The 25,085-nt window shown below is 67.0% G+C and carries 24 protein-coding genes; 16 read left to right on the top strand and 8 right to left on the bottom strand.

Annotated features, from left to right (window positions below):
• The first annotated feature begins 4 nt into the window (after window positions 1-4).
• From PFY01_RS03790 to PFY01_RS03810, 5 genes are read left to right on the top strand one after another with little or no spacing between them, the layout of a single operon-like run.
• Entirely contained in the window at window positions 5-682 is a 678-nt protein-coding gene (locus PFY01_RS03790; RefSeq protein WP_271042487.1) for a CpaD family pilus assembly protein, read from the top strand.
• Window positions 683-684: 2 nt separating this feature from the next.
• Window positions 685-2,268, top strand: a complete 1,584-nt coding sequence (locus PFY01_RS03795; protein WP_271042488.1) for an AAA family ATPase — start codon at window positions 685-687, stop codon at window positions 2,266-2,268.
• 3 nt (window positions 2,269-2,271) lie between these two features.
• The gene (locus tag PFY01_RS03800; RefSeq protein WP_271042489.1) at window positions 2,272-3,933 is read left to right on the top strand and encodes a CpaF family protein; all 1,662 of its coding nucleotides are present in this window, start codon (window positions 2,272-2,274) and stop codon (window positions 3,931-3,933) included.
• 4 nt (window positions 3,934-3,937) lie between these two features.
• Window positions 3,938-4,915 (top strand): type II secretion system F family protein, encoded by a 978-nt coding sequence (locus tag PFY01_RS03805; RefSeq protein ID WP_271042490.1) that lies wholly within the window; start codon window positions 3,938-3,940, stop codon window positions 4,913-4,915.
• Between the two features lie 9 nt (window positions 4,916-4,924).
• Window positions 4,925-5,905, top strand: a complete 981-nt coding sequence (locus PFY01_RS03810; protein ID WP_271042491.1) for a type II secretion system F family protein — start codon at window positions 4,925-4,927, stop codon at window positions 5,903-5,905.
• On the opposite strand, the gene PFY01_RS03815 is transcribed toward PFY01_RS03810, so the two are convergent.
• Window positions 5,902-6,336 (bottom strand): SRPBCC domain-containing protein, encoded by a 435-nt coding sequence (locus PFY01_RS03815; protein WP_271042492.1) that lies wholly within the window; start codon window positions 6,334-6,336, stop codon window positions 5,902-5,904. The two genes, PFY01_RS03810 and PFY01_RS03815, sit on opposite strands and share 4 nt — an antisense overlap.
• Window positions 6,337-6,382: 46 nt before the next feature.
• Window positions 6,383-6,739, bottom strand: coding sequence for a hypothetical protein (locus tag PFY01_RS03820; protein WP_161640005.1), 357 nt, complete (start codon window positions 6,737-6,739; stop codon window positions 6,383-6,385).
• A gap of 90 nt (window positions 6,740-6,829) precedes the next feature.
• On the opposite strand from PFY01_RS03820, the gene PFY01_RS03825 reads away from it, so the two are divergent.
• Complete coding sequence (locus PFY01_RS03825) at window positions 6,830-8,131, top strand: amidohydrolase (protein WP_271042493.1); 1,302 nt, start codon at window positions 6,830-6,832, stop codon at window positions 8,129-8,131.
• A gap of 636 nt (window positions 8,132-8,767) precedes the next feature.
• Here the strand turns inward: PFY01_RS03825 and dapE are convergent.
• Window positions 8,768-9,955 carry a succinyl-diaminopimelate desuccinylase gene (gene dapE, locus PFY01_RS03830; protein ID WP_271042494.1) on the bottom strand — a complete coding sequence of 396 codons (1,188 nt, stop codon included), beginning with the start codon at window positions 9,953-9,955 and terminating at the stop codon, window positions 8,768-8,770.
• 66 nt (window positions 9,956-10,021) lie between these two features.
• Between dapE and PFY01_RS03835 the strand changes: the two genes are divergently transcribed.
• Entirely contained in the window at window positions 10,022-11,314 is a 1,293-nt protein-coding gene (locus PFY01_RS03835; RefSeq protein ID WP_271042495.1) for an MFS transporter, read from the top strand.
• A 60-nt stretch (window positions 11,315-11,374) separates the two neighbouring features.
• Here PFY01_RS03835 and PFY01_RS03840 read toward each other — a convergent pair whose 3' ends face one another.
• Entirely contained in the window at window positions 11,375-12,400 is a 1,026-nt protein-coding gene (locus PFY01_RS03840) for a 2'-deoxycytidine 5'-triphosphate deaminase (protein WP_091750682.1), read from the bottom strand.
• 81 nt (window positions 12,401-12,481) lie between these two features.
• Between PFY01_RS03840 and apaG the strand changes: the two genes are divergently transcribed.
• On the top strand, window positions 12,482-12,889 hold the full coding sequence (gene apaG / locus PFY01_RS03845) for a Co2+/Mg2+ efflux protein ApaG (RefSeq protein WP_271042496.1): 408 nt from the start codon (window positions 12,482-12,484) through the stop codon (window positions 12,887-12,889).
• Between the two features lie 198 nt (window positions 12,890-13,087).
• On the opposite strand, the gene PFY01_RS03850 is transcribed toward apaG, so the two are convergent.
• Window positions 13,088-13,624: a GcrA family cell cycle regulator gene (locus tag PFY01_RS03850; RefSeq protein ID WP_017506617.1), complete on the bottom strand. Its 537-nt coding sequence runs from the start codon at window positions 13,622-13,624 to the stop codon at window positions 13,088-13,090.
• Window positions 13,625-13,854: 230 nt separating this feature from the next.
• Here PFY01_RS03850 and PFY01_RS03855 point away from each other — a divergent pair, with 230 nt between their 5' ends.
• The 5 genes from PFY01_RS03855 (at window position 13,855) to argF (ending at window position 18,446) form a co-directional block, all read left to right on the top strand.
• Entirely contained in the window at window positions 13,855-14,685 is an 831-nt protein-coding gene (locus tag PFY01_RS03855) for an ABC transporter permease (RefSeq protein ID WP_045810698.1), read from the top strand.
• Between the two features lie 42 nt (window positions 14,686-14,727).
• A complete protein-coding gene (locus tag PFY01_RS03860; protein ID WP_271042497.1) occupies window positions 14,728-15,726 on the top strand; it encodes a M28 family metallopeptidase in 999 nt (332 codons plus the stop codon).
• Entirely contained in the window at window positions 15,723-16,247 is a 525-nt protein-coding gene (locus PFY01_RS03865) for a YcxB family protein (RefSeq protein WP_271042498.1), read from the top strand. Before PFY01_RS03860 ends, PFY01_RS03865 begins: the two co-directional genes overlap by 4 nt.
• Before the next feature lie 109 nt (window positions 16,248-16,356).
• The gene (locus tag PFY01_RS03870; RefSeq protein WP_205683069.1) at window positions 16,357-17,532 is read left to right on the top strand and encodes an aspartate aminotransferase family protein; all 1,176 of its coding nucleotides are present in this window, start codon (window positions 16,357-16,359) and stop codon (window positions 17,530-17,532) included.
• Complete coding sequence (gene argF, locus PFY01_RS03875; RefSeq protein ID WP_017506612.1) at window positions 17,532-18,446, top strand: ornithine carbamoyltransferase; 915 nt, start codon at window positions 17,532-17,534, stop codon at window positions 18,444-18,446. Before PFY01_RS03870 ends, argF begins: the two co-directional genes overlap by 1 nt.
• A 59-nt stretch (window positions 18,447-18,505) precedes the next feature.
• Here the strand turns inward: argF and PFY01_RS03880 are convergent, their stop codons facing one another.
• Entirely contained in the window at window positions 18,506-19,003 is a 498-nt protein-coding gene (locus PFY01_RS03880) for a pyridoxamine 5'-phosphate oxidase family protein (RefSeq protein ID WP_055807696.1), read from the bottom strand.
• Between the two features lie 61 nt (window positions 19,004-19,064).
• Entirely contained in the window at window positions 19,065-19,283 is a 219-nt protein-coding gene (locus PFY01_RS03885; protein ID WP_271042500.1) for a hypothetical protein, read from the bottom strand.
• 216 nt (window positions 19,284-19,499) lie between these two features.
• Here PFY01_RS03885 and PFY01_RS03890 point away from each other — a divergent pair, with 216 nt between their 5' ends.
• The 3 genes from PFY01_RS03890 (at window position 19,500) to PFY01_RS03900 (ending at window position 24,200) form a co-directional block, all read left to right on the top strand.
• Entirely contained in the window at window positions 19,500-22,370 is a 2,871-nt protein-coding gene (locus tag PFY01_RS03890) for a hypothetical protein (RefSeq protein ID WP_271042501.1), read from the top strand.
• Window positions 22,371-22,467: 97 nt separating this feature from the next.
• Window positions 22,468-23,391 (top strand): sulfite exporter TauE/SafE family protein, encoded by a 924-nt coding sequence (locus PFY01_RS03895; protein ID WP_017506607.1) that lies wholly within the window; start codon window positions 22,468-22,470, stop codon window positions 23,389-23,391.
• Complete coding sequence (locus PFY01_RS03900; RefSeq protein ID WP_091750657.1) at window positions 23,391-24,200, top strand: TIGR02186 family protein; 810 nt, start codon at window positions 23,391-23,393, stop codon at window positions 24,198-24,200. Before PFY01_RS03895 ends, PFY01_RS03900 begins: the two co-directional genes overlap by 1 nt.
• Here PFY01_RS03900 and gluQRS read toward each other — a convergent pair.
• Entirely contained in the window at window positions 24,184-25,047 is an 864-nt protein-coding gene (gene gluQRS, locus PFY01_RS03905) for a tRNA glutamyl-Q(34) synthetase GluQRS (protein ID WP_271042502.1), read from the bottom strand. The genes PFY01_RS03900 and gluQRS overlap by 17 nt on opposite strands.
• Window positions 25,048-25,085 lie beyond the last annotated feature (38 nt).

The raw sequence follows: 25,085 nt of genomic DNA on the forward strand, positions 1-25,085 counted from the left end.
ATCCATGACTCGCACCCTGATTGCCACGCTTCTGACGACCACGACCCTGGGGCTCGGCGCCTGTGTCGGCGGCCCCGCCAGCTTGGGCGGCGAGCCGCCGCTGACGCCGACATCGCGTTATCAGCTCCAGGTTGAGCCCAATCTCGACCGGATCGCTCTGGCGGTTCACGACAGCGGCCTGTCGCCGGCGCAGAACGGCGCGCTGCAAGAGCTGGTCGGGCGCTATCGCTACGTCGACGCCGTGCCGATGGTCATCGAAGCACCCGCCGGAAACGATCCGGTGGCCCTGAAGATCGCCTATGACATCCAATCGGCCTTGGCGGCCTACGGTGTCTCGCCAGAGCGCATCACCGTGGTCAGCTACGCCGCGCCGGATCCGCGCGCGCCCGTGGTCGTCGGCTATCAGACGATCCGCGCCGCCGTGCCGCAGTGCGGAACCGCCTGGGGCAATCTGAGCCGGACCGGCGACAATCGGTCGTCATCCAACTTCGGATGCGCCGTGACGGCCAATCTGGCGGCCCAGATCGAGGATCCACGCGACATCCAGCGGCCACGCACCATGACGCCGGCGGACGCCGGGCGCCGAACTGTAGTGTTCGATGCCTATCGCGGCGGCAAGCCGACATCGGCCGAGCGCGAAGAACTGATCCGGGATACCGCCGTGTCCCGTGCGGTGAACTGATCATGAGCACAGCCCCAGCCCCTCGCGAGTTCGACAGCTTCGACGATGCGTTCGATGTCGATATGGAGTTCGCGCCTCCGGTTGACGACGTCGCCGCGCCGCGCAGCCCGCTTCAGTTCACGCCTGCGGCGTCGGCGATGCCGGCCGGTGCGGTGCCTCAGCCCCAATCGCCGCCTCAGGCCGCGCCTCTGGCGCCGGTCCCGGCCGCCCCGGCCTATGCGCCCGACGCCGCTGGCTTCAATCCGGTCGGTGACGTGGTCGCCCAGGCGCAGGCCAGTCTGATTGACACGGGCCTGGCCTTCACCGGCCTCGCTCCGGCCAGCAACATCGGCGAAGTGTCGGTGCCGCGGATCGCCATCCATGTCTTCGCCGAACGCCAGGACACCCTGGCCTCGGCCGAGCGCGCCGCTCAGGATCGCCGTCTGTCGCGCGCCACGACGCAGATTCGCGTCGGCGGCGTCGCCGCAGCCGTCGAGACCTATCAGCATGAGCCGACCCCCCCGCTGATCATCGTCGAGTGCCTGAAAGATCCCCAGACCCTGTTGTGGGAAGTCGATCAGCTGGCCGAGGTCTGCGACGCCGGCACCAAGGTCGTGGTCATCGGCGCGACGAACGACATCATCCTGTTCCGCGAGCTTATGCGGCGCGGAGTCAGCGAATATCTGGTCGCGCCCTTGCAGCCGCTGCAACTGATCGCGGCCATCGGCGGGCTTTTCAACGACCCGGCTCAGCCCTTCGTCGGCCGCACCATCGCCTTCGTCGGCGCGCGGGGCGGGGCAGGGGCTTCGGCGGTGGCGCACAACACCGCCTATGCGATCTCGGAACGGATCGGCGCCAATACCGTCATCGTCGACTATGACCTGCCGTTCGGCACGGCCGGCCTGGACTTCAACCAGGACCCGCTGAGCGGCGTCGCCGATGCCCTGGGCCAGCCCGACCGGCTGGATTCGACCCTGCTGGACCGCATGATGGTTCGCTGCACCGACAAGCTGAGCCTGTTCGCGGCGCCCGCCAGTCTGGACACGGACTGGGACATCACGACCGAGGCGTTCGAGGAGGTCACCAACCAGATCCGCGCTACGGCGCCCTTCGTCGTGCTGGACCTTCCGCACCTGTGGTCGCCGTGGATGCGCCGCACCCTGATAAGCGCCGACGAGGTGGTGGTGGTGGCCACGCCCGACCTCGCCTCGCTGCGCAACGCCAAGAACATGATCGACCTGATCCGTCAGGGCCGCCCCAATGATGCGCCGCCGCGCCTGGTGCTGAACCAGGTCGGCGTGCCGGGTCGTCCCGAGATTCCGGCCAAGGACTTCGGCGCGGCGCTCGGCGTTCACCCCAGCCTGATTATTCCGTTCGACGCCAAGACCTTCGGTGCGGCAGCCAATAACGGCCAGATGATCCTGGACGCCGGCGCTAAGACCAAGTCGGCCGAAGCCTTCCAGACCCTGGCCCAGATCGTGTCGCGCCGCGAACTGCCGATGGTGGCGGGACCCAAGGCCAAACCCGTCAAGGCGGGCAAGGCGGAGAAGACCAAGGCGGATGGGGCGTCCAAATCCCTGTTCGCCAATATGTTCAAGAAGCGCTGACGCATGTTCGGCAAACGCACAGGTCAGCCCGGCGCCGCTCCCGCGCCGCTGCGGCCGGCCCCCGCGCCGGCGTCTGCACCCGGCGGCGAACCTGTGTCCGTGTTCAGCATGCAGCCAGCCGCCGCGCCGATGGCGGCGCCGGCCAACGCATCGGCCTTTGCCTATGCCGACGAGGATCTGGAGCGGGCAGCCGACGCCTTCGATCGCGCGTCCGCGCCGACCCACCCTGCGCCGGCCGATCGTCTGGACGCCTTGGCGTCGCGTCCCAAGCCCAAGCCGACGCCTGAGGCTCCGCGTCCCACCGGCAATGTCGCCGGCACAGGCCCAAAGGCCACGGCTGGCCTTGAACAGCTGAAGAAGGCCCAGGCGGTCGCCGAGATCGTCCGGGAACAGAGCGACTACTATCACGCCACGAAGACGACGATCTTCAACGCGTTGATGAACACCATCGACCTAGCCCAGCTGGCGCATCTGGACCAGAAGGCGGCGTCGGAAGAGATCCGCGACATCGTAGCCGAACTGGTGGCGATCAAAAACGTCTCCATGTCGGTCGCCGAGCAGGAGCATCTGGTTCAGGACATCGTCAATGACGTCCTGGGCTATGGTCCGCTGGAGCCGCTGCTGAGCCGCGACGACATCGCCGACATCATGGTCAATGGCGCCGGCCGCGTCTTCATCGAGGTCGCAGGCAAGGTGCAGCTGACCAATGTCCGTTTCCGCGACAACACGCAGCTGATGAACATCTGCCAGCGGATCGTGAGCCAGGTCGGCCGTCGCGTGGACGAAAGCAGCCCCATTTGCGACGCCCGTCTGCCTGACGGTTCGCGCGTCAACGTCATCGCTCCGCCGCTTGCGATCGACGGCCCGACGCTGACGATCCGGAAGTTCAAGAAAGACAAGCTGACGATGAAGAATCTGGTGGAGTACGCCTCCATCAGTCCCGAGGGCGCGCGCGTCCTGGGCGTCATCGGCGCCTCGCGATGCAATCTGGTGATCTCGGGCGGCACTGGCTCGGGCAAGACGACCCTGCTGAACACCCTGACGGCCTTCATCGACCCGACCGAGCGAGTCATCACCTGCGAGGACGCCGCCGAACTGCAGCTGCAGCAACCTCACGTGGTCCGTCTGGAAACCCGCCCGCCCAACCTGGAAGGCCAGGGCACGATCACGATGCGGGATCTGGTCAAGAACTGCCTGCGGATGCGTCCCGAGCGGATCATCGTCGGCGAGGTGCGCGGACCCGAGGCGTTCGACCTGTTGCAGGCCATGAACACGGGCCACGACGGCTCGATGGGCACGTTGCACGCCAACAGTCCGCGCGAGGCCATCAGCCGGATGGAGTCCATGATCACCATGGGCGGCTACGGCCTGCCGTCCAAGACGATCCGCGAGATGATCGTCGGCTCGGTCGACGTCATCATCCAGGCCGCCCGCCTGCGCGACGGTTCGCGCCGCATCACCCACATCACCGAGGTCGTGGGCCTGGAAGGCGATGTGATCGTGACGCAGGACCTGTTCGTCTACGACATCACCGGCGAGGACGAGAACGGCAAGATCATCGGCCGCCATCGCTCGACCGGCATCGCCCGTCCCCGCTTCTGGGACCGGGCGCGCTATTACGGGCTGGAGCGCGAACTGGCCGACGCTCTGGACGCGGCGGAGTAGGACGATGCTTCCGATTCTCGCCGCCGTTCTGGCTTTCATCACCATCGGCGGACTGGGCTGGGTCTTCGTCGGTGGAGACGATTCCTCGGCCCAGGCCGTCAAACGCGCCCAAAGTCTGGGCGAACCCAAGAAGAGCGCCGCGATCGCCCGCAAGGCCGCCGCCGCCAATACGCCAGAGGCGCGTCGCAAGCAGATCCTGCTTCAGTTGCAGGACGCCGACCGCCGCGAGCGCAAGGCGCGCACCACTTTGGCGTCGCGCTTGAAACAGGCAGGTTTAAGCCTGAGCGTGCGGACCTTCTACATCATCTCGGCCGTGGTCGGGCTGGTGACCGGGCTGGGCGCTCTGGTGTTTGGTCTGCCGATCCTAGTGGTGTTGGGCATCGCGCTGATCTTCGGTCTCGGACTGCCACGCTGGGTCGTGGGTTTCCTGGGCAAGGCGCGGATGAAGAAGTTCTCGCTGGAGTTCCCCAACGCCGTCGATGTGATTGTTCGCGGCATCAAGTCGGGCCTGCCGGTCCACGAATGTTTCAAGATCATCGCCCGCGAGAGCCCCGCGCCGCTGGGGCCCGAGTTCCAGAAGCTGGTCGAGGGCCTAGGCGTCGGCCTGACCCTGGAGCAGGCGCTGGAGAAGATGTACGGCCGGATGCCGACGTCGGAACTGCGCTTTTTCACCATCGTCATCGCCATCCAGCAGAAGACCGGCGGCAATCTGGCAGAGGCGCTGGGTAATCTTTCGGCCGTGCTGCGCGCTCGTCGGATGATGGGCGAAAAGATCAAGGCGCTGTCGTCCGAAGCCCTGGCTTCGGCCGGCATCATCGCCTCCCTGCCGCCTGCAGTCATGACGATGGTTATGTTCACGACCCCCTCGTACATGATGCCGCTGTTCACCGATTTCCGCGGCAACTTCATGCTGTTGATGGCGGCCCTGCTGATGGCCACCGGCGTCTTCGTGATGAAGCGCATGATCTCGTTCAAGTTCTGAGGCGAGAGCATGGAAACCTTCGTCCGCTTCGTCACCGATCCACAGAATCTGCTCAGCATAGGCGTGGGTGTGCTGGTGTTCGCCACTGTCATCACCTTGCTGAACTCGATGTCAGGCGGGGTCGAACTGGACAAACGCATGAAGGCGGTCGCCGAACGGCGCGATGACCTGAAACGCCGCTCACGCGCGAACATCGCCGCCGGCCAAGGCGCGCTGCGCCACACCGATGATGGCTTCAAGAAGCGGATCGTCGACCGGTTGAACCTGACGAAGCTGCTGGAGGATCCGAAGGTCGCAGGACAAATGGCCCAGGCCGGCTATCGCGGACCGCGTCCGCTGACGACCTTCTACTTCTTCCGTTTCGCCTCCCCCTTCGTCTTCATGATCGTGGCGGCCTTCTATCTGTTTGTGATGAAGATCGTGGACTGGCCCACGATGAACAAGGTGACGGCGACCATGGCGGCTGCTGTGGCGGGCTTCTATGCGCCGAACCTCTATCTGAAAAACCGCATCACCAAGCGCCGCACGTCGATCATGCAGGCGTTTCCCGATGCGCTGGACCTGCTGCTGATCTGCGTCGAGGCGGGCATGTCCATTGAGGCGGCGATCACCAAGGTCAGCCAGGAGATGGGGCCGTCGTCGATCGATCTGGCCGAGGAGCTGTCGCTGCTGTCGGCCGAGCTTTCCTATCTGCCCGACCGTCGCATGGCCTATGAAAACTTGGGCAAGCGCACCAACCATCCGGGCGTGAAGTCCGTGGCGACGGCCATGACCCAAGCCGAAACCTATGGCACGCCGCTGGCGACGGCTCTCCGCGTAATGGCGAAGGAAAATCGTGACCTGCGCTTGTCCGCCGCAGAGAAGAAGGCCTCGGCCCTGCCGGCCAAACTGACCGTGCCGATGATCCTGTTCTTCCTGCCGGTCCTGTTCATCGTCATCCTAGGGCCGGCGATCCTGAACGTCATCGACATGATGAAGGACGGGCGTTAGGCGCGCTCCGCCGCCGCCTTCAGACCCTCGGCGGCGCTTTCCAGCGCCTTCTTCATCGCCGGGCGGTGCTTGTCGTGGAACAGCTCGCCGCGGATGCCTGAAAAGCGGATGCCGATGGCGACGATGCAGTTGCCGGGGGCCAACTCCGCGATCTGGATGTAGCGCAGGCTCTGGAACAGGAAGCCGCGCCGTTCGGCCCAGACCAGCCGCGCGCGCGGCTGCCATTCCACTACTTGGGCGGACGACTGGCGTTCGGCCATGTCGGGCCACGCCTCGGTCATGGTCAGCCGACCGCCGTAGGCGATGGCGCCCGAGACGTCCCTGTCGATCGGGTTCCAGGCGCCCCAGCCGGACAGGTCCGCGACCAGATCCCAGATACGGTCCGAGGTCGCCTGAACGCCGACGCGTTTTTCGATGCGAGTGTCATCCATGGTTTCGCTCTGACACGGCTGGCCGCCGGAAGAAAGGCGCCGAGCCTCAGTCGGCGGCGTCGATCCGCTTCAACCGTCGTCCGTCATCCAGCCCCAGCCGCGTCTTGACCTCGAACAGATCGGCGCCGGCGGGAATGATCAGCAGCTTCTTGGGCTGGGCCGTGTTGACGGCGACGACGGCGCCCTTGGGACAGATGTCGAAACAGTCGGCGCCGACGACCGTCAGCTCGCCCTTGCGACCCTGTTTGCCCTTCTTCAGGTGCAGATATTTGCGCAGCGCCTTCTTCAGCGTCAGATCGCCGCCGGGGCCGAAGCCGCCGTCCAGCTTCTTCGAACATTTGCGACAGACCAGAACGACGTCGCGCCATTCGGTCTTTGCGCTCTTGAAGGCCTTCTCACCCATGCGGACAGAAATCGGCGTTCGCGACGGCTTGCGCAAGCGGGTGCGGCGCCGTCACCTGTCGTCGGGCTGAAAATTTCACGGGACCTTCACATGCGCCGATTGCTCGCCGCCTTTCCCTTGTCGCTGCTGCTGGCGACCGGGACCGCTCAGGCTCAGGTCGATACGGCCAGCGTGGACGCCGCCGTGCAGCGCGTCATGCCAGAGGTCGTCGCGTGGCGGCGCGACTTCCACCAGCATCCCGAACTGGGCTTCGCCGAGACTCGCTCGGCCGGCGTGATCGCCGACCATCTGCGATCGCTGGGGCTGGAGGTGCGCACCGGGGTCGGCAAGACGGGGGTGATCGGCGTGCTGCGCGGCGCACGGCCGGGCCGGACGGTGGCTCTGCGCGCCGACATGGACGCCCTGCCGGTGCAGGAGGCGACGGGCCTCGACTTCGCCTCGAGCGCGACCGGGACGTACATGGGCAATACGGTGCCGGTGGCCCACGCCTGCGGCCACGACATGCATATGGCCATGCTGATGGGCGCAGCCGAGGTGCTGGCGGGGATGAAGGACCGGATCGCCGGCACGGTGGTCTTCGTCTTCCAGCCGGCCGAGGAGGGCGCGCCTCCGGGAGAGCCCAAGGGCGGGGCGGCCCTGATGATCGCCGAAGGGGCGCTGAACGATCCCAAGCCCCAGGCCATCTTCGGCCTGCACGTCGTGCCGGGCCGTCCGGGCAGCGTCTTCTATCGGCCCGAGGGGTTCATGGCGGCCTCGGACCGCGTGGATATCCGCCTGAAGGGCAAGCAGACGCACGGCGCCTGGCCCTGGCGCGGGGTCGATGTGATCGCGGTGGCGGGCCAGGTGGTCGAGACGGTCAACACCCTGACGGCGCGCACGGTCGATCCGACCACGACCCCGACCGTCTTCACCATCGCCACGATCAACGCCGGCGTCCGCTACAACATCATCCCCGACAGCGCGACGCTGTCGGGTACGCTGCGCACCTTCGATACGGCCCAGCGCGACGCTCTGGTCGCCCGCGCCGAAACCGCCATCGACCACGTCGCCGAGGCCTACGGCGCCACCGCCGAGTTCGGCGTCAAACAGAACGCGGCCCTGGTGTTCAACGACCCCGGCCTGTCCGCTTGGCTGGCCCCGGTCCTGACCGAGGCGGCGGGCGAGGGGAACGTCAACCCCGCCACGCCCCCGACCACGGTGGCCGAGGACTTCAGCTATTTCCAGCAGGCCGTCCCCGGCGTCTTCTACCACCTGGGCGCCAGTCCCGACGGCGTGGACCCCGCGACCTCCGCCCCCAACCATTCGCCGGAATTTTCACCGAACGAGAAGGTCTTGCCGCTGGGCGTCAAGACGCACGTCCTGACGGCGCTGCGGTTTCTGGAGCGGAGTTAGGGCGGGGCGAGTGCAGCGTGGGCAATGTCGCAGGCCGACCCATCGCGCACCCTCGCTCTCTGTCTAATCCACAATGATCGGCGAGGGGCGGCCGCAATTATCTGACTGGACGTAAATGTAACCACTGTTCCCTTGCAGTGCCTCGTCCCGCCTGACGGAGACAACTTTCGACTTGGCCCCGGACAGCCAGTCTTCGAAGGTTCGACCCATATACTCCGAGAATCCTACTTTACCCAACACTACGGCTGCCGGATCAGCCGCTATTAGAGCAAGAATCTCAGCGTCGCTTTTCCCGCGCGCTGCTCGGATGACGGCACTAGTTGGGCGCGGGAAGTCGGTAGCGGCGATCTGTTTCAAGGCGACCAACTTGTAGTAGTCGCGCGATTTCCAGGAGCGGTCCGCTAGGCAGAGATTTGACGCCCGATAGGCGCTGTTGCCAATGCCCAGTAAAGCGACCGCTGTAACGGTCAGGACCGCAAGCCGTGTTCGTTTTTCCAAGCGATGCCCATCCATGAGCGCATGCGTAACAGACGTGCGCGGGTGTCGGCTATGTCCGCTATCCACCCTTGTCAGACTTATTGGCAGGTCCGGTCTGAGGTCGGCCGAGTGTTTTAGTTTGAATAGCCACGGCCGCGCTTACAAGCGTTCGAACACCGTCTGGATCACCCGCTGATAGACCGCCGTCAGCGTCTCCAACTCCGCCGTCGGCACACGTTCGTCGATCTGGTGCATGGTCTGGCCGACCAAGCCCAGTTCCAGGACCGGGCACAGGGCGCGGATGAAGCGGGCGTCGGAGGTGCCGCCGGTGGTCGAGGCCTCGGGGCGACGTCCCGCCACGGCCTCGACCGCGTCCTGAACCGCCTCTACGAAGGCGCCCGGCTCGGTCAGGAAGGCCTCGCCCGAGCACAGGTGCTCCAGGGTGATCTGAAGTCCTGTCTCGGCCTGCATGGCCCCGGCCTCGCGGTTCAGCCAGTCGATCAGGGCGTCGCCGGTGTGGCTGGGGTTGAAGCGGATGTTCAGCCGCGCCGTCGCCTGGGCCGGGATGATGTTGGTGGCCGGATTGCCGATGTCGATGGTGGTGATTTCGAGGTTCGACGGGGGAAAGTTCTCGTAGCCTTCATCCAGAACGTGGTCGTTCAGGCGGGCCATCAGGCGTGCGATCACCGGGGCCGGGTTGGCGGCGCGCTCGGGATAGGCGACGTGGCCCTGTTTGCCTTGGACGGTGATCCAGGTGTTCAACGAGCCGCGCCGGCCGACCTTGATCATGTCGCCCAGCTGTTGCGACGACGAAGGTTCGCCGACGACGCAGGCGTCGATGACCTCGCCCTCGGCGGCCAGGGCCTCGACCACGCGCTTGGTGCCGTGAAGCGCCGGGCCTTCCTCGTCGCCGGTGATCAGAAAGGAGAGGGAGCCGGCGGGTTCGCCGTCTGCGATCACCTGGGACACGGCGGCGACCCAGGCGGCGATCCCGCCCTTCATGTCCACCGCGCCGCGACCGTACAGGACGCCGTCCTTGACCTCGGCGTTGAAGGGTTGCGACGACCACTGATCCGACGGGCCGGTCGGAACCACATCCGTATGTCCGGCAAAACACAGGTTGGGCGAAGCGGTCCCGCGCCGGGCGTACAGGTTCTCGATCCGCGCATGGACGCCCTCGCCCCCCGGTCCCTCGAAGGCCAGGCGGCGGCAGGTGAAGCCCAGCGCCGTCAGATGGCGCTCCAGCACATCCATCGCCCCTTCGTCGGCGGGGGTGACGGAGGGAATGCGGATCAGGTCGCGGGTCAGTTCGACAGGATCGATAACGGGAGTTGATGCGCGGCTCATGTGGCTATGCTTTAGGGATAATCCGCGTCTGCGAGAAGACGGTGCGCCCCTGCTGAAGCCGAGACCTTGACCACAGAATCCATTGACACCGGCCCCGCCGCCCCGCCCGTTCCGCCGTCTCCGCCAGAAGGCCCGTCCAGCCCGTGGGGCATTCGCGACTTCCGCCTGTTGTGGTTCGGCCGCGTGGTGGCGGTGCTGGCGATCCAGATCCAGTCGTCGGCCCTGTTGTGGCAGGTCTATGAGATCGCGCGGCGCGATCATCCGATCGAGGAGGCCAGCCTGTATCTGGGGCTGGTGGGGCTGTGTCAGTTCCTGCCGCTGCTGGCCTTCACCCTTCCCGCCGGGGCGATGGCGGATCGGCGCGACAGAAAGCGCACGGTGTGGATCTCGATCCTGGTCGAGGCGGCCTGCGCGGGATCGTTCCTGGCCATGGCCCTGCATGGGAATCCGCCGCTGTGGGGTCTGTTGGCGGTCGCGGCCCTGTTCGGCGCGGCGCGGGCGTTTCTGGCGCCGGCCAGCCAGGCGTTTCTGCCGATGGTGGTGGGTCGAAAGGCCCTGCCGCCGGCCATCGCGGCCCAGTCCATCGCGTTTCAGACCGGCGCCATCGCCGGCCCGGCCCTGGGCGGGGTGATCGTGGGGGTGAACGTGCCCTTGGCCTATGCGGCAGCGCTGGGGATGTTCCTTCTGGCCGTCGCGGCCTTCATCCTGATCCGCACCAGCGGGAGACCTGCGCCCCAGACCAATCCGCTGTCGCCGGTCGACTCGGTGAAAGAGGGGCTGGCCTATGTGTGGAAGACCAAGATCGTGCTGGGCGCCATTTCACTGGATCTGGTGGTGGTGCTGCTGGCGGGCGTGGCCCTGCTGACGCCGATCTTCGCGCGCGACATCCTGCATGTCGGACCGCAAGGGTTCGGCCTGTTGCGGGCGTCGTTCGGCGTGGGGGCCATGGTCATGGCCATCTATCTGAGCCGCTATCCGATCCGCCAGAACGGCGGGCGCTGGATGTTCGCGGCGGTGGCGGTGTTCGGCCTGTGCACCATCACCTTCGGCCTGTCGCGCATCGTCTGGCTGTCGGGACTCGCCTTGTTTATCGGCGGGGCGGCGGACATGATCAGCGTCAATGTGCGCCAGACCCTGATCCAGCTGGCCACGCCCGATCACATGCGCGGGCGGGTGTCGTCGGTGTCCATGCTGTTCATCGGCGCCTCGAACGAACTGGGCGAGGCCTATTCCGGCGTCATGGTCCGGCTGCTGGGCGCGGTCGGCGCGGCGGTGTTCGGCGGGTTCGGCGCCCTGGCCGCGACCGGGGCCTGGGCGACGATGTTCCCGGGGCTGAGGAAGGCGGACAAACTGACGTGACTCGTGATTGGTGGATCGTGAGTTCGCCAATCACGATTCACTTTTCACGGCTCACGCCAGTCACCACGCCTTGAAATGCTTCGACAGCTTCAGGCCCTGGTTCTGATAGTGGCTGCCGCTTTCGCCATACAGACGGCTGGGGCGTTCGGTCAGGGGTTCATAGACCAGGCGGGCGACGATCTGGCCGTGTTCCAGCAGGAACGGCGTGTCGTGGGTGCGGACTTCCAAGACGCCTTTCGAGCCCGCGCCATGCGCCTCGTCGGTGCCGAAGCCGGGGTCGAAGAAGCCGGCGTAGTGGACGCGGAACTCGCCGACCGACGGATCGATGGGGGTCATTTCGGCGGCCTGGTCAACCGGGATTTCGACGTCGTCGGACGAGGCCAGGATGTAGAACTCGCCCGGATCCAGCAGCAGTTCGCCACGGCGCAGGCTCAACGGCTCCCAGAAGTCGCGCGGGTCGTGGCCGTCGATGTGGTCCAGATCGACCACGCCCGCATGGCGACGCCCGCGGAAGCCGACGATGTCGCCGCCCTGCAGATCGACGCCGACCGAGCGGGTCTCCAGTTTGGGCGGATCGCCGGCCTTGAGCCGCAACTGGTTCAGGCGCGTGCCGGGACGGACCAGGATGGAGAAGGTCTGGGGCGCGACCTCCATATAGAGCGGGCCGTCATAACCTTCGGCGACGTCATCGAAGCTGGCGCCCTGATCGGTCAGCAGACGCACGAAGACATCGACGCGGCCGGTCGAGCTTTTCGGATTGGCGCGGGCGATAAGGCCCTGGGGCAGTTTCAGCCGCTCCTGAAGGCGCACGATATAGACGCAGCCCTTTTCCAGCACGACGCCCGCCTCGGTGATCTCGATGGCGTGCATGGCCACGTCGGCGATGCGGTCCTCGACCTTGCGCCGGCCGGGCAGGAAGGAGGCGCGGACGCGCCAGGCCTGATCCGACAGCCGCAGGTCCAGGCTGGCCGGCTGGACCTGGTCGTGGTCGAAGGGGGTGTCGGACGTGACGGCGCCTGTGGCGATCAATGTCTCGATGGACTGGGCGGGCAGGATGCCGGGACGGGGCGCTTGGAAGGAGCTCATGGCGTCTGTCTCACACGGTTTTCACGACTTGTCTCCAAGTCGCGCTTGCAGCCCGCGCGCGGCGGGGCGAGCATATAGCCCATGCACGATGGTCCTGCCTATACCGCCGAGACGAACGGCATCCTGATCCGGGTGCGCCCCAGCTATCTGGCGGGCCAGTCCGATCCAGACGAAGGCCGCTGGGTCTGGGCCTACCAGATCGAGATCGTGAACCTGACGGGTTCAACGGTCCAGTTGATGGCGCGTCGCTGGACCATCACCGACGGCCAAGGCCATGTCGAAGAGGTGCGCGGTCCCGGCGTCGTCGGCGAACAGCCCGTGATCGAGCCGGGCGGCAGCTACGCCTACGCCTCGGGCTGTCCGCTGGGCACCGACAGCGGCTCGATGGTGGGCGCCTATTATATGACGGATGCGGATGGGCGCAGTTTCGAGGCGCAGATTCCGGCGTTTTCGCTGGATACGCCCGATGCGCGGCGGGTGCTGAACTGATCGAAGGGCGGATGGGGCTGCGTCAACCCGGATGAACCGCAGCCCCGCCCCTGAAGTCTCGCCGGCCGCTTGCGCGAACCGGCGAGGGGGAGGTCGGCTCCCTAAGGAGCATCTTTTGGCGCTACGTCGCGACTTGAGCGCAGTCGTGCGCCCTTCGCGAAACGCCGCGCTCATGTCGCGCGAAGCGCGGTAGCGCCCTTAGATGTAACGCCGCAGGCTGCGGGCCAGGTCGGAACCGCTTTCCTTGGAGCCGCGACGGACTTGCGGCTGGTAGGCGACACGGGCGTGTTCGACGCAGTAGACGCCTTCCGACGAGCGGCGGCCGCAAAAGCTGAACTCGCGCGACGACGGGTCGCCGATCGGCCATTTGCACATGTGGGCGCCCAGCGTCATCACGGTCGCCGTGCCCGGCAGGTCCGGGATCGGGGCGGGGACGGGGGCTGCGGGTTCGACCGGCTTGGGCTGGACGGCTTCCAGACGGCGCGGGGCCGAAGGTTGCTGCGCCGGAGCGGCCGGCGCCGGACGCGGACGCGCGGTGCGGAAGGTCGCGGCGACGGTGCGCGCCGGTTGCGACGGGGCGGCCCGGCCCGACAGGCCCAGACGGTGCACCTTGCCGATCACGGCGTTGCGGGTGACCCCGCCGCCCAGTTGTTTGGCGATCTGGCTCGCGGACTGGCCCTCAAGCCAGAGCTTCTTTAGCGCGCCTACGCGGTCGTCGGTCCAGCCTGCGGTCATGCCACCCTCCAGCGAGTTTGGATTCAATATCTAGGTCCAGGCTCCCCCTCCGGGGTCTTGACCTACAACTAATCGTAAACCAGCCGTTAAGAGACGCAAGATGTGCGAATCATCCTGTCCACAGAAACCAGATATTGAATCATCGTTAAGGTTAAGGCGGCGCCGTCGTTTTCGGGACGATCTCGCCTGATCTCTTGCGAAGCGCGGCGGTCGAGCGCATCTGGCGGGCCATGACCGATACGCCCGATCTGATCTCCACCCGGCCTGCCGGCCTGCCGCAGCCGCGTCGCTATCCGGGGATCAACTGGATCGGGGTGCAGACCTTGTATCTGCGCGAGGTGCGGCGGTTCTGGAAGGTGGGCGCCCAGACAGTGGCGGCGCCGGTGGTCACGACGCTGCTTTATATGCTGGTGTTCGTGGTGGCGCTTCAGAACGCGCGGCCGCCGCTGCACGGCACGCCGTTCGCCCTGTTCGTCGCGCCCGGCCTGATCATGATGGCCATGTTGAACAATGCCTTCGCCAACGCCTCGTCCAGCCTGATCCAGGCCAAGATCATGGGTACCGCGACCGACTTCCTGACCCCGCCGCTCAGCCCGCTTGAGCTGACGCTGGGCTTTACGCTGGGCGCCGCGACGCGCGGTCTGGCGGTCGGTCTGGTGACGGCGATCTGCGTGCTGCCGTTCGCGCCGCTGGGCATCGCCAACATCTTCGCCATCGTCTGGTTCGCCCTGGCCGCCTGCTTCATCATGGGCATGACCGGGGTGCTGGCGGGGCTGTGGAGCGAGAAGTTCGACCACCTGTCGGCGGTCCAGAACTTCATTGTCATGCCGATGACCTTCCTGTCGGGGACCTTCTATCTGGTCGAGAACCTGCCCGAGCCGTTCCGGGCGCTGAGCCGCTACAACCCCTTCTTCTATCTGATCGACGGCTTCCGTTACGGCTTCATCGGCCATGCCGAGAGCAATCTGACAGTCGGCGTCATAGGGTCGGCCGTGTTGATGGCCGTCATGGGCGTTGTCTGCTGGCTGGTGTTCCGCTCGGGCTGGCGTCTTAAGAGCTAGATCGCTACCTGTTGCGGATCGCTCCCCCGAGAGGTCCGCTTCATGCTGTTTCGTTCGCTCGTCGTCGCCACGGCCCTGTTCGCCGCTGTTCCCGCCTTCGCTCAGGAAGCGACGCCCCAGGTCGGCGACCGCCCCGACATCGCCGCCGGCGCCGCCCAGTTCATCAAGCCCACCAACGCCGAGCGGACCCAGGTCCTGGTCGGTTTCCTCACGACGCTGGGCTTCACGCCCGAAATCCAGACCTTCCGAGGCGGCAACCAGGCCACCGGCCCGATGGAAGGCGCCAATGTCGTCGTCACGGTGGGCGAGGGCGACAAGGACATCGTCCTGACCGCCCACTATGACGCGGTGAAGCTGCGCGACGGAACCCTGTCGCAGGGCATCGTCGACAACGTCGGCTCGGTCATGGCGATGATGGAGGCTGCCAAGACGCTGGACATGGCGCTGGAAGGCCAGCCGGTCGCCCACCGTTTCGTCTTCGTCTTCACCGACCAGGAAGAGCTGGGCCTTCTGGGCGCCAAGGCCTTCCTTGAAAAACACGGCAAGGACCGGATCGCCGCTGTTATCAACGCCGATGTCGCCGCCTATGGCCAGACGGTCATGTATGGCGAGAACAATGGGCCGCAGTCGGCCTTCGTATTGGAGACGCTGCGCGGCCTGTGCGCCGAACGCGGCTTCGACTGCATGCCCTATCCGACCTATCCGCCCAGCGACGACCGCGCCTTCTCGGCTGCGGGCGTGCCGGTGGTGTCGATGGGCACCCAGGATGCGGTCGGCGCCCACCAGATGTGGCTGGCCTTCAACGGCGGCAAGGACAACGGCCTGAAGGAGGGCTTCGTCCCGCCCGTCTTCCAGCGCATCCATACGACTGACGACAAGCTGTCGTATCTGAAGGGCGTCGATGTCGCCCGTTTCGGCCTGTTCATCGCCGACCTGGGCCTGGCCCTGGACAAGAAGCTGGTCGAAATCCAGGCCAAGGACGCAGCGGTCGCCGCTGAGACTGCGCCTGCTGCGCCGGCCACGACGCCCGGCGGCGAGTGACGACGGTCATCGAGGTTCGCGGCGTCCAGCCGACGCTGAAGGAGGGCCGGGCGGCCGTCAAGGCGTGGCCCGTTGTCCGGCGCTGGGCGAACCTGCCCGTGCTGTTTCTCGGCGGCGCCATGCTGGCGACCATCGCTGTCTGCCTCGGCCTGCCCCTGGAGCGGACCGGCTGGATCGTCGGCCTGCAGTTGGTCGGGCTGTACGGCTTTATCGGGCTGTCGGTCCTGGCGCATTACAGGGTCATGGCGGCGGCGCGCCGGTCGCCGATCGCGCAGAGGCCAACCGACTGGCGCATCGATGACAGCGGTCTGGCGCTGTCGGGGACGGCTTTCGACACCCGCATCGGCTGGCGCAATCTGGTCGCGGTGGTGGAGGAGAAGGATCGCCTGATCTTCGCAGCCTCGCCCAACACCAACTTCATCCTGCCCTTGCGCGTGCTGGACACGGATCAACGGCAGGCGTTGCGCGTCTTGATCGCCGATGTGCGAGCGCGGGGCGTCCTTGGCGCCGGTGTTGACTAAGACCCTCGCGCGTCCGACAACGCCTGACCGTATTGATCCGGCTCCGTCGCGCTCGCGCCGGGGCCGTCTCGCTTTTGGAGGTCTTGGTCCCGTGTCCACTGAACATCTGATGGGTGTCTACAATCGCGCGCCGCTGGAAGTGGAACGCGGCCGAGGCGCGCGTCTGTGGGCGACCGACGGGACCGAATATCTCGACTGCGTCGCCGGCATTTCGACCAACGGCCTGGGCCACGCCCACCCCGAACTGGTCCAAGCGGTCAAGGACCAGGCCGAGAAGCTGTGGCACGTCTCCAACATCTTCCGCATTCCGGGTCAGGAAGCGCTGGCTGACGCCCTGTGCGAATCCAGCTTCGCCGACGTGGTGTTCTTCACCAACTCGGGCACCGAAGCCGTCGAATGCGCGCTGAAGACGGCGCGCAAATACCACTCGGCCAATGGCGCGCCTGAGCGGATCGACATCTACGGCTTCGACGGCTCGTTCCACGGTCGGACCTATGGCGCGATCAACGCCGCCGCCAACCCCAGCTATACCGAGGGCTTCGGCCCGCCGATGCAGGGCTTCCACCAGCTGAAGTGGGGCGACCACGAGGCGATCAAGGCCGCCATCGCCAACCCCACGACCGCCGCCATCATCGTCGAGCCCGTGCAGGGCGAGGGCGGCTGCCGCGCCATGCCCGAACAGTGCCTGCGGGGCCTGCGCGAACTGTGCGACGACCACGGCGTCCTGATCATCTTCGACGAGGTCCAGTGCGGTATGGGCCGGACCGGCAAGCTGTGGGCCCACGAATGGGCGGGCATGGCGCCGGACATCATGGCGGTGGCCAAGGCCCTGGGCGGGGGCTTCCCCATCGGCGCCTGCCTGGCCTCGGCCAAGGCGGCCAAGGGGATGACAGTCGGCGTTCACGGCTCGACCTTCGGCGGCAATCCTCTGGCCATGGCCGTGGGTCAGAAGGCGCTGAGCCTGATCAACAGCCCCGAGACGCTGAACAACGTCAACGAGGTCGCCGGCTATCTGAAGCAGCAGTTCGCCGGCCTTCAGGAACGCTTCCCCGATGTGATCGCCGACGTCCGCGGCAAGGGCCTTCTGATCGGCATCAAGATGGTGCCGAACAATCGCGAGTTCATGGCCCTAGCGCGCGATACGCAGCAACTGCTGATCGCCGGCGGAGGCGACAACTGCGTGCGCCTGCTGCCGCCGTTGAACCTGACGCTGGACGAGGCCCGCGAAGCCGTGGCTCGTTTCGAAGCGGCCTGCGAGGTCGCCCGCGAAAAGCTGGCGGCCTGATGGTCCGGCACTTCCTCGACATCCACCGGCTGGACGCGGCGGATCTGCGCGCCATCCTGGACGACGCCCATGCCCGCAAGGCCGCCCGCAAGGGCTGGCCCCAGGGGCGCGCCGACGCCGATGCGCCGGGCAAGGACCGCGTTCTGGCGATGATCTTCGAGAAGAACTCTACCCGCACGCGGTTCAGCTTCGACGCGGCGATCCGCCAGCTGGGCGGCTCGTCCATCATCGCTACGGCCTCGGACATGCAGCTGGGGCGCGGCGAGCCGGTGGAGGACACCGCCCGCGTTCTGTCGCGCATGGTCGATGCGGTGATGATCCGCGCCAACGATCACGAGGATGTCGAGCGGTTCGCCCGCGTCTCGACCGTGCCGGTGGTCAACGGCCTGACCGACCGTTCTCATCCGTGCCAGATCCTGGCCGACCTGCAGACGATCGAGGAGCATCGTGGGCCGATCGCCGGCAAGACGATCGCCTGGATCGGCGACGGCAACAACGTCTGCCACAGCTTCATGCACGCGGCGCCCAAGTTCGGCTTTCATCTGAATGTCGCCTGCCCGGCGGAATACCACCCGGACCTTCGCGACCTAGCCAAGGGCGGCGACGCCGTCACCCTGACCAGCGATCCGCGCGAGGCGGTCAAGGGCGCCGACGTCGTCGTCACCGACACTTGGGTCTCCATGGGGGATCAGGACTATGAGGCGCGCCTGGCGGCGTTCGAACATTACGGCGTCGACGAAGCCCTGATGGATCTCGCCGATCCCGAAGCGGTCTTCCTGCATTGCCTTCCCGCCCACCGTGGCGAGGAAGTCACCGACGCCGTCATCGACGGGCCGCGCTCTCTGGTCTGGGACGAGGCCGAAAACCGCATCCATGCCCAGAAGGCCGTTCTGGCTTGGTGCTTTGGCGGCTGAACGAAAAAAAGGGCGGACCCGCTCGGGTCCGCCCCTTCTAGTTTTTGAAGAGTCGAAGCCTAGAGTTTGACGTCCGACACGCCGCCGACATCCGGGACGCTCTTGGTCAGGTTGGCCTTGAGGACTTCGTAGCCGAAGCCCAGCGCGCCCTTGTCGGAGACCCAGACGCGACCGTCGTCGGCGTCGAAGCGGATCAGGGTCAGGTGGGGATCGTCCTTGCCGTCCGGATACCAGGCGGCGACGACGGGGTTCCAGTATTTCTCGATGCGGCTGCGGTCCTGATCGATGGCCAGGCGGCCGTGGATGCAGGCCTGAACCTTGCCGTCCTTGGCCTGGTAGCAGAACATGCCGTTCTGACCGCCGCCGGCGACGTCACGGGCGAAGTCGGTGTCGTCGCGGGTGAAGAACCAGATGGTCCCCGTCTCGTCCTCGCCGAAACCGGTCATGGGCTGGTGGTGATAGCCGGGGCGATCGATGCCCAGCATGCCGGTGTTGGACTCCTTCAGGCTTTTCCAGAATTCCTTCTCGGCCTCGGCGGGGGTCAGTTTGTCGGACACGCGGTCTCTCCTTGAGTGGTTCGCAAGGTTCAACCGACCGGCCTTGATCGGGTTCCCGTCTCTAGGCGCCGGGTATCCAGGGCGCCCGCTCGGCGCCGAACAGCGTCGCCAGGTGGATCAGCAGCAGCATGGCGATCGCCGCCGCGCCGACCATCAGAAACCGCCACGGCATCAGGCGCGGCCCCTTGAACGGATCCGGCGGCCGGGCGCCGCGCCATCCGCAAAAGACCATGGCGGCGAGGGCGACGCCCAGCAGGACGAGGGTGGTGGTCAAGCTCATGCGCCGCAGGTGGCGAAAGCCGCGCCGCTTGACAAGCGAACCCTTGCCGGGAGGTTAATCTTCATGCCGCGTTAACCGAGATGATTCACAAATCCGGCTGTCTGGCGTGATGTCCACAGGATTGGGATATCGCTGCTAGATATTGCGGTTAACCATCAGTTTACACCCTCGATATTGACGGTATAGCCTTCGTCGCATGGGCTGGGAGACGAATCAGTGAGCGCTGCAGCGCCGTGGAGCGTTAAGGGAATCGATCCCAAAGCACGCGAGGTCGCCAAGGATTTGGCGCGCCGGTCCGGCATGACGCTGGGCGAATGGCTCAACTCCATGATCATGGAAGACGAGGAGGAGGGCTACGCCACCCTGCCGCGTCGCTCCCAAGCCGCCGATTACGAACGCCGCAACCGCAGCCGCCGTCTGGACGACGCCTATGAGGTCGAAGACAGCCAGCAGCGGATCAGCGCCTCCATCGATGTGATCGCCGCGCGGCTGGAAGCCGCCGAACGCCGCTCGACCGTCGCCATTCAGGGCGTGGATCAGGCCGTTGCGGGCCTGATGCGCCGGCTGGACGGTCAGGAGGCCGAGGCCCAGGGCGCCGCACGCCGCATCGACGACATCGCCGAGGAGTTGCGCGAAGGGCATCGCCGCCTGCGCGCCTTCGAACGCGACACCGGCCCGTCGACCCAGGAAGCCTTCGGCAAGATCGAGACCTCCCTGGGCGCGCTGACCGGGCGCCTGTACGACATCGAGGAACGCCAGCGTCTGGGCGTCAGCGATCTGCGCGAGCGGATGGAGGCGGTCGAGAAGGCCGCCGGCCCCGGCGTCGGCACGGAAATGCTGGCCCAGGTCAGCGCGCGTCTGGACGAGGCCCAGAACCGTACGACCGAAGCTCTGAAGACGCTGGAACGCTCGTTCGCCGCGCTGGACCAGCGGATGCGGACGGCCGAAAGCCGCGTCGAGCCGGAAGGCGCGCGAGACCTGGCCCGTTTCGAGAAACTGGCCGAAAGCCTGTCGCGTCAGATCGACAACAATCGCGCCGAGATGATGCAGCGTCTGGACGCCGCCGAAACCGGCGCGCGCATCGACCGTATCGAACGCGCCGTCCAGGCGGTCGGCGATCAGTTGAAGGCGTCCGAAGAGAAGGGCGCCATCGGCCTTGAGGCCATGGGCCGCGAGGTCCTGCGCATCGCCCGCAACCTGAATGCGCGCGTCAAGAAGGTCGAGACGGACAACGACGGTCGCACCGACGCCGTCGCCCGCGCCGCCGCCGACGTCGTCAGCCAGACCATCGAAACCGAGGTCGCCCGCCGCGCCGCGCGTCTGGACCAGGAGTTCGCCCGCCACGTCGACCGCGTCGACCAACGTCTGACCGCCAGCGACGATCGCCACGCCATCGCCCTGGAGAAGCTGGGCGGCGAGATCACCCGCATCTCGGACCAGCTGAGCGATCGCATCGCCCAGTCCGAACGCCGCTCGCAGCAGGCGCTGGAAGACATCGGCCGACGCCTGTCGGAAAGCTCGGACAAGATCGAGCAGCGCTACGACCGCGCCTCCGGCGAACTGGCCGAGCGGATGCGTCTCAGCGAGGAGCGCACCGCCCGTCTGCTGGCCGAGGCCCGCGAAAGCATCGACGCCCGCGCGCCGACGCCGATCCGCGACAAGCCGCTGGACAATGAGCCGGCGTGGACCCCGGCGCGACAGGTGCTGGAACGCGCCGCCTCGGCGACCATACAGGCGCCGATCCAGTCCGCATCCATCGAAGGCGACTGGCGCGCCGCCGCCTTCCCCGATGAGACCTTCACCGACCAGGACGCCTGGTCCAGCGATCCGGTGACGCCCGAAGTCGCGACCGCTGCGCCCTTCCCGTCGGCGCCCGTCGTCCAGACCGAGGCCGAGCCCGCCGAGGCGCTGGCCGACGAAATGCCGATGCGCCAGGTCGATCCCGACGGCGTCGAACCCATCATTCAGCCCTTTAGCGGTTTCGGCGGCGCCGACGTCGAGGACGCGCTGGAAGCGACGTCGCCGGGCTTCTCGACCGCACCGGCCGAAAAGCGTGACGCCGCTGTCCTGGACGCGGACGACGACGATTTCGGCGGCGAGACCGAGTTCGTGGATCCGCGCCGGCTGCGCTCCAGCATGGAAGCCGCCGCTGCGGCCGGCCGCGCCGCCTCGACCCGCAGCACCATTGACGCCGCCCGCGCCGCAATCACCGCGCCGGCCGAGCCGGAACCTGCGCCCCGGTCGGGCTTCGGCCTGAAGCGCGGCGGCAAGTCCAAGCTGCAGGAACGGCTGGACCGGCAGGCGTCAAAGGAAGGATCGACGGTCAAGAAGGCCTTTCTGGCTTCGGTTACGGCGGTCGCCCTGACCGGGGGCGTCTATGGCTATCTGTCCCTGACCGACGGCGGTGCGCCGGACTTCGAGATGCCCAGCTTCGGCGGCGGCTCGACGACAAACGGCGCCGTGCCGCTGGCCGCGTCGGCGGTGACGCCGACCGGCCCGAAAGCGACCTTCGACATCGGCGGCCCCGGCGCGGCGGACTATGAGGCGGCGATCGGCAAGCTGGAGGCCGGCGACAACTCTGGCCTGGACGGCATGAAGCGCGCCGCCAACCTGGGCTACGCCCCCGCCCAGACCTATCTGGGTCAGCTGTATCTGGACGGCGCCAATGGCGTGCCCGCCGATCCGGCCCAAAGCCGTCAGTGGGGGCGTCGCGCGGCCGAGGGCGGCGATCCGCGCGGGATGCATCTGTACGGGATGCAGCTCTATGAAGGCGACGGCGGCGCGACCAATCAGGCCGAGGCCCTGACCTGGCTGCTGAACGCGGCCGAGCGCGGTCTGCCGGACAGCCAGTACAATGTCGCGCGCATCTATGAGACCGGCGCCGACGGCGTGGCCAAGAATCCGACCGAAGCGCTGAAATGGTACATGATCGCCGCGCGCGGCGGGGATGCGGAGGCCCAGGCCGCCGTGACGCGCCTGCGCCCGACGGCCAGCGCCACGGCCCAGCGCGCGGCCCGCACCGCCGCCGACGCCTTTGTGGCCCAGTCGCAGAGTCAGTCGCAGGCCCAAACCCAGGCGACAGGCTAGATTCCTAGGCGCCGGGCGGCTATCGGTCGCCCGGTCGTCCCCGACCTCGCCCGCCTGACGGCGATTCTTGTGTCCGCTCCAGCCGAAGGCGCGTCCTTTGGACATCTATCTGCCGATCGCCGAGGTTTCGGTGAACTGGCCGACCCTGGTGATCCTGGGGGCGGTGGTTGGATTCGTGTCCGGCCTGTTCGGCATCGGCGGCGGCTTCCTGATGGCGCCGATCCTGGTCTTCCTGGGCATCCCCCCGACCGTCGCCGTCGCCAGCCAGGCCAGCCACGTCGTGGCCTCCTCGACGTCGGGCGTCATCCGCTATGCCGGGGCGGGTTCGGTCGATTTCAAGATGGGATCGGTGATGGCGGCCGGCGGCGCGGCCGGCGCCCTGGCGGGGGTCGAGCTGTTTCGCTACCTGCGCCTGCTGGGCCAGGCCGATCTGGTCGTGGCCCTGTCCTATCTCGTCTTCCTGGGCGCGATCGGCATTCTGATGCTGAACGAAAGCCTGACCGAAATCCTGCGCCGCCGCCGGGGCCTGCCCGCGCCGCACAAGCAGCGTCGGCGGCCGATGTGGCTGTATGGTCTGCCGCTGAAGATGAAATTCCCCAAGTCGGGCCTCTATATCAGCGCCTTGCCGCCGTTCGGCCTAGGCGTCTTCGCAGGCGTCCTCTCGGCCATCATGGGGGTGGGCGGCGGCTTCATCCTGGTGCCGGCCATGCTCTATATCCTGCGCATGCGGGCGGGCGCGGTGGTGGGCACCAGCCTGTTCCAGATCATCATCACCACCGCCATCACCACCATTCTTCAGGCCGGGCGTAACCAGACGGTCGACATCGTCCTGTCCACCATCCTGCTGCTGGGCGGCGTGGTGGGCGCCCAGATCGGCGCGCGCTTCGCCGGGCGGTTCCGCGCCGAGGAGTTGCGCGCGGCGCTGGGCCTGATCGTTCTGCTGGTCGGGATACAGATGGGGCTGGATTTGTTCGTGCGGCCCAACGACATCTTCATGATCGCGCCGGGGATCGCCGACTGATGCAGGCGCTTCCTCCTCCTCCGCCCCCCGTCGCGGCCCCGCCGCTCGATCGGTCCGAAGCGACGACCGGCGACCTGCGCGTCGCCGCCGCCCTGACCGACGCCCAGGTCCGGGTCGATAGCAGTTTCCGGGGCGCGTCCATCGTCCTGTACGGCGCGGTGTTCAATCCGACGCCCGAACCTGCGGACGTCGTGGTCGTGGTGCGGGGGCCGGACGCGCCGATCCGCCTGGTCAAGAAGACGCGCACGTCCGGTGTCTGGCTGAACAGCCGGCCCGTGCTGTTCGAGGGTGCGCCCGGCTTCTACATGACCGCCTCAACGCGCCCGCTCAGCGACATCGCGGACTTCGGCCAGCTGCGCCGGCTGGGCGTCGGCGTCGATCACCTGCGCATCGATGCACCGGAGGAAAGCCGCACCGTCACCCGCTACGGCGTGCGCGATGTGGTCGTCAGCCGTCTGGGCGACGACTATCTGGATTGGCGCCGCGCGGTGATCCGGCTGAAGGAGGCCGCCGCCCTCTACGACACCGATTCCGAAGGGGTCGAGTTCGTTGACCGGGGTCTGTTCCGCGCTGAGGTCAAGCTGCCGACCGTCGCGCCCACCGGCAAATACTACGCCGAAGTCTGGCTGTTTCAGGACGGCGAGCCGCAGTCGGTGTCGAACCTGACGCTGACGGTCGAGAAGGTCGGGCTGGAGCGCGACATCTATGAGTTCGCGCACCGTCGGCCGTGGCTGTACGGCGTGCTGTGCGTCGTGCTGGCCGCCCTGACCGGCTATGGCGCCTCGCGCATCTTCAGCCGGCGGAGCTGAAGCCCAGCTCGGCGCGCAGGCCCTCGGCCGTCCATCCGCCGGCCCTCAGCTCGGCCAGGGTGATCGATCGATCGCGCTTGGCGTAGCGCCGCCCTTCCGGCCCTAATAGCAAGGTGTGATGACGATAGGTCGGCGCCGGCCAGCCCATCAGGGTCTGGATCAGCCGCTGCACGTGCGTGGCTTCGAACAGGTCCTGGCCCCGGATCACATGGGTGATCCCCTGCAAGGCGTCGTCATGGGTCACGGCCAGATGATAGGCGACGCCCTTATCCTTGCGCGCCAGGACCACATCGCCTGCCGTCTCGGGATCGACGGCGATGACGCCGGTTTCGCCGTTCGGACCCTGGCCATCCTCGACGAAACTCAGGCCGTTCCAGGTCGCCTCGCCCAAGGCCTCTCGCGCCCGATCCAGCGACAGCCGCCATGCGAACGGAGCGCCCGAGGCCAGCAGATGCGCCTCCTCGTCGGCTGAATGCGGACCAGGCCTCGCCGCTTCCATCGCCCCGTGCGGCGCGTCGCCGATGGCGTTCAGGATCTCCTTGCGCGTGCGAAAACACCGATAGAGCAGGCCTCGCGCCCGCAGAATCTCGATCGCGGCGGCATACTCGGCCAGATGATCGGACTGGCGCCGGACCGGCGTCTCCCAATCCAGACCCAGCCAAGCTGAGTCCTCCAGAATGCCCACCTCATATTCCGGCCGGCATCGCGTCGGATCGATATCCTCAATGCGCAACACGAACCGCCCGCCCGCCGCCTTCGCCGCCGTCCAGGCGGTCAGGGCCGAAAAAGCGTGGCCCTTGTGCAGACGGCCGGTAGGCGAGGGGGCGAAGCGGGTGGCGAACATCACGACGCTCCTTAGCGGTTTGCGGCCCTCAACGGCGCCCC

It is taken from the genome of Brevundimonas vesicularis (assembly GCF_027886425.1).
Classification (GTDB): Bacteria; Pseudomonadota; Alphaproteobacteria; order Caulobacterales; family Caulobacteraceae; genus Brevundimonas; species Brevundimonas vesicularis_C.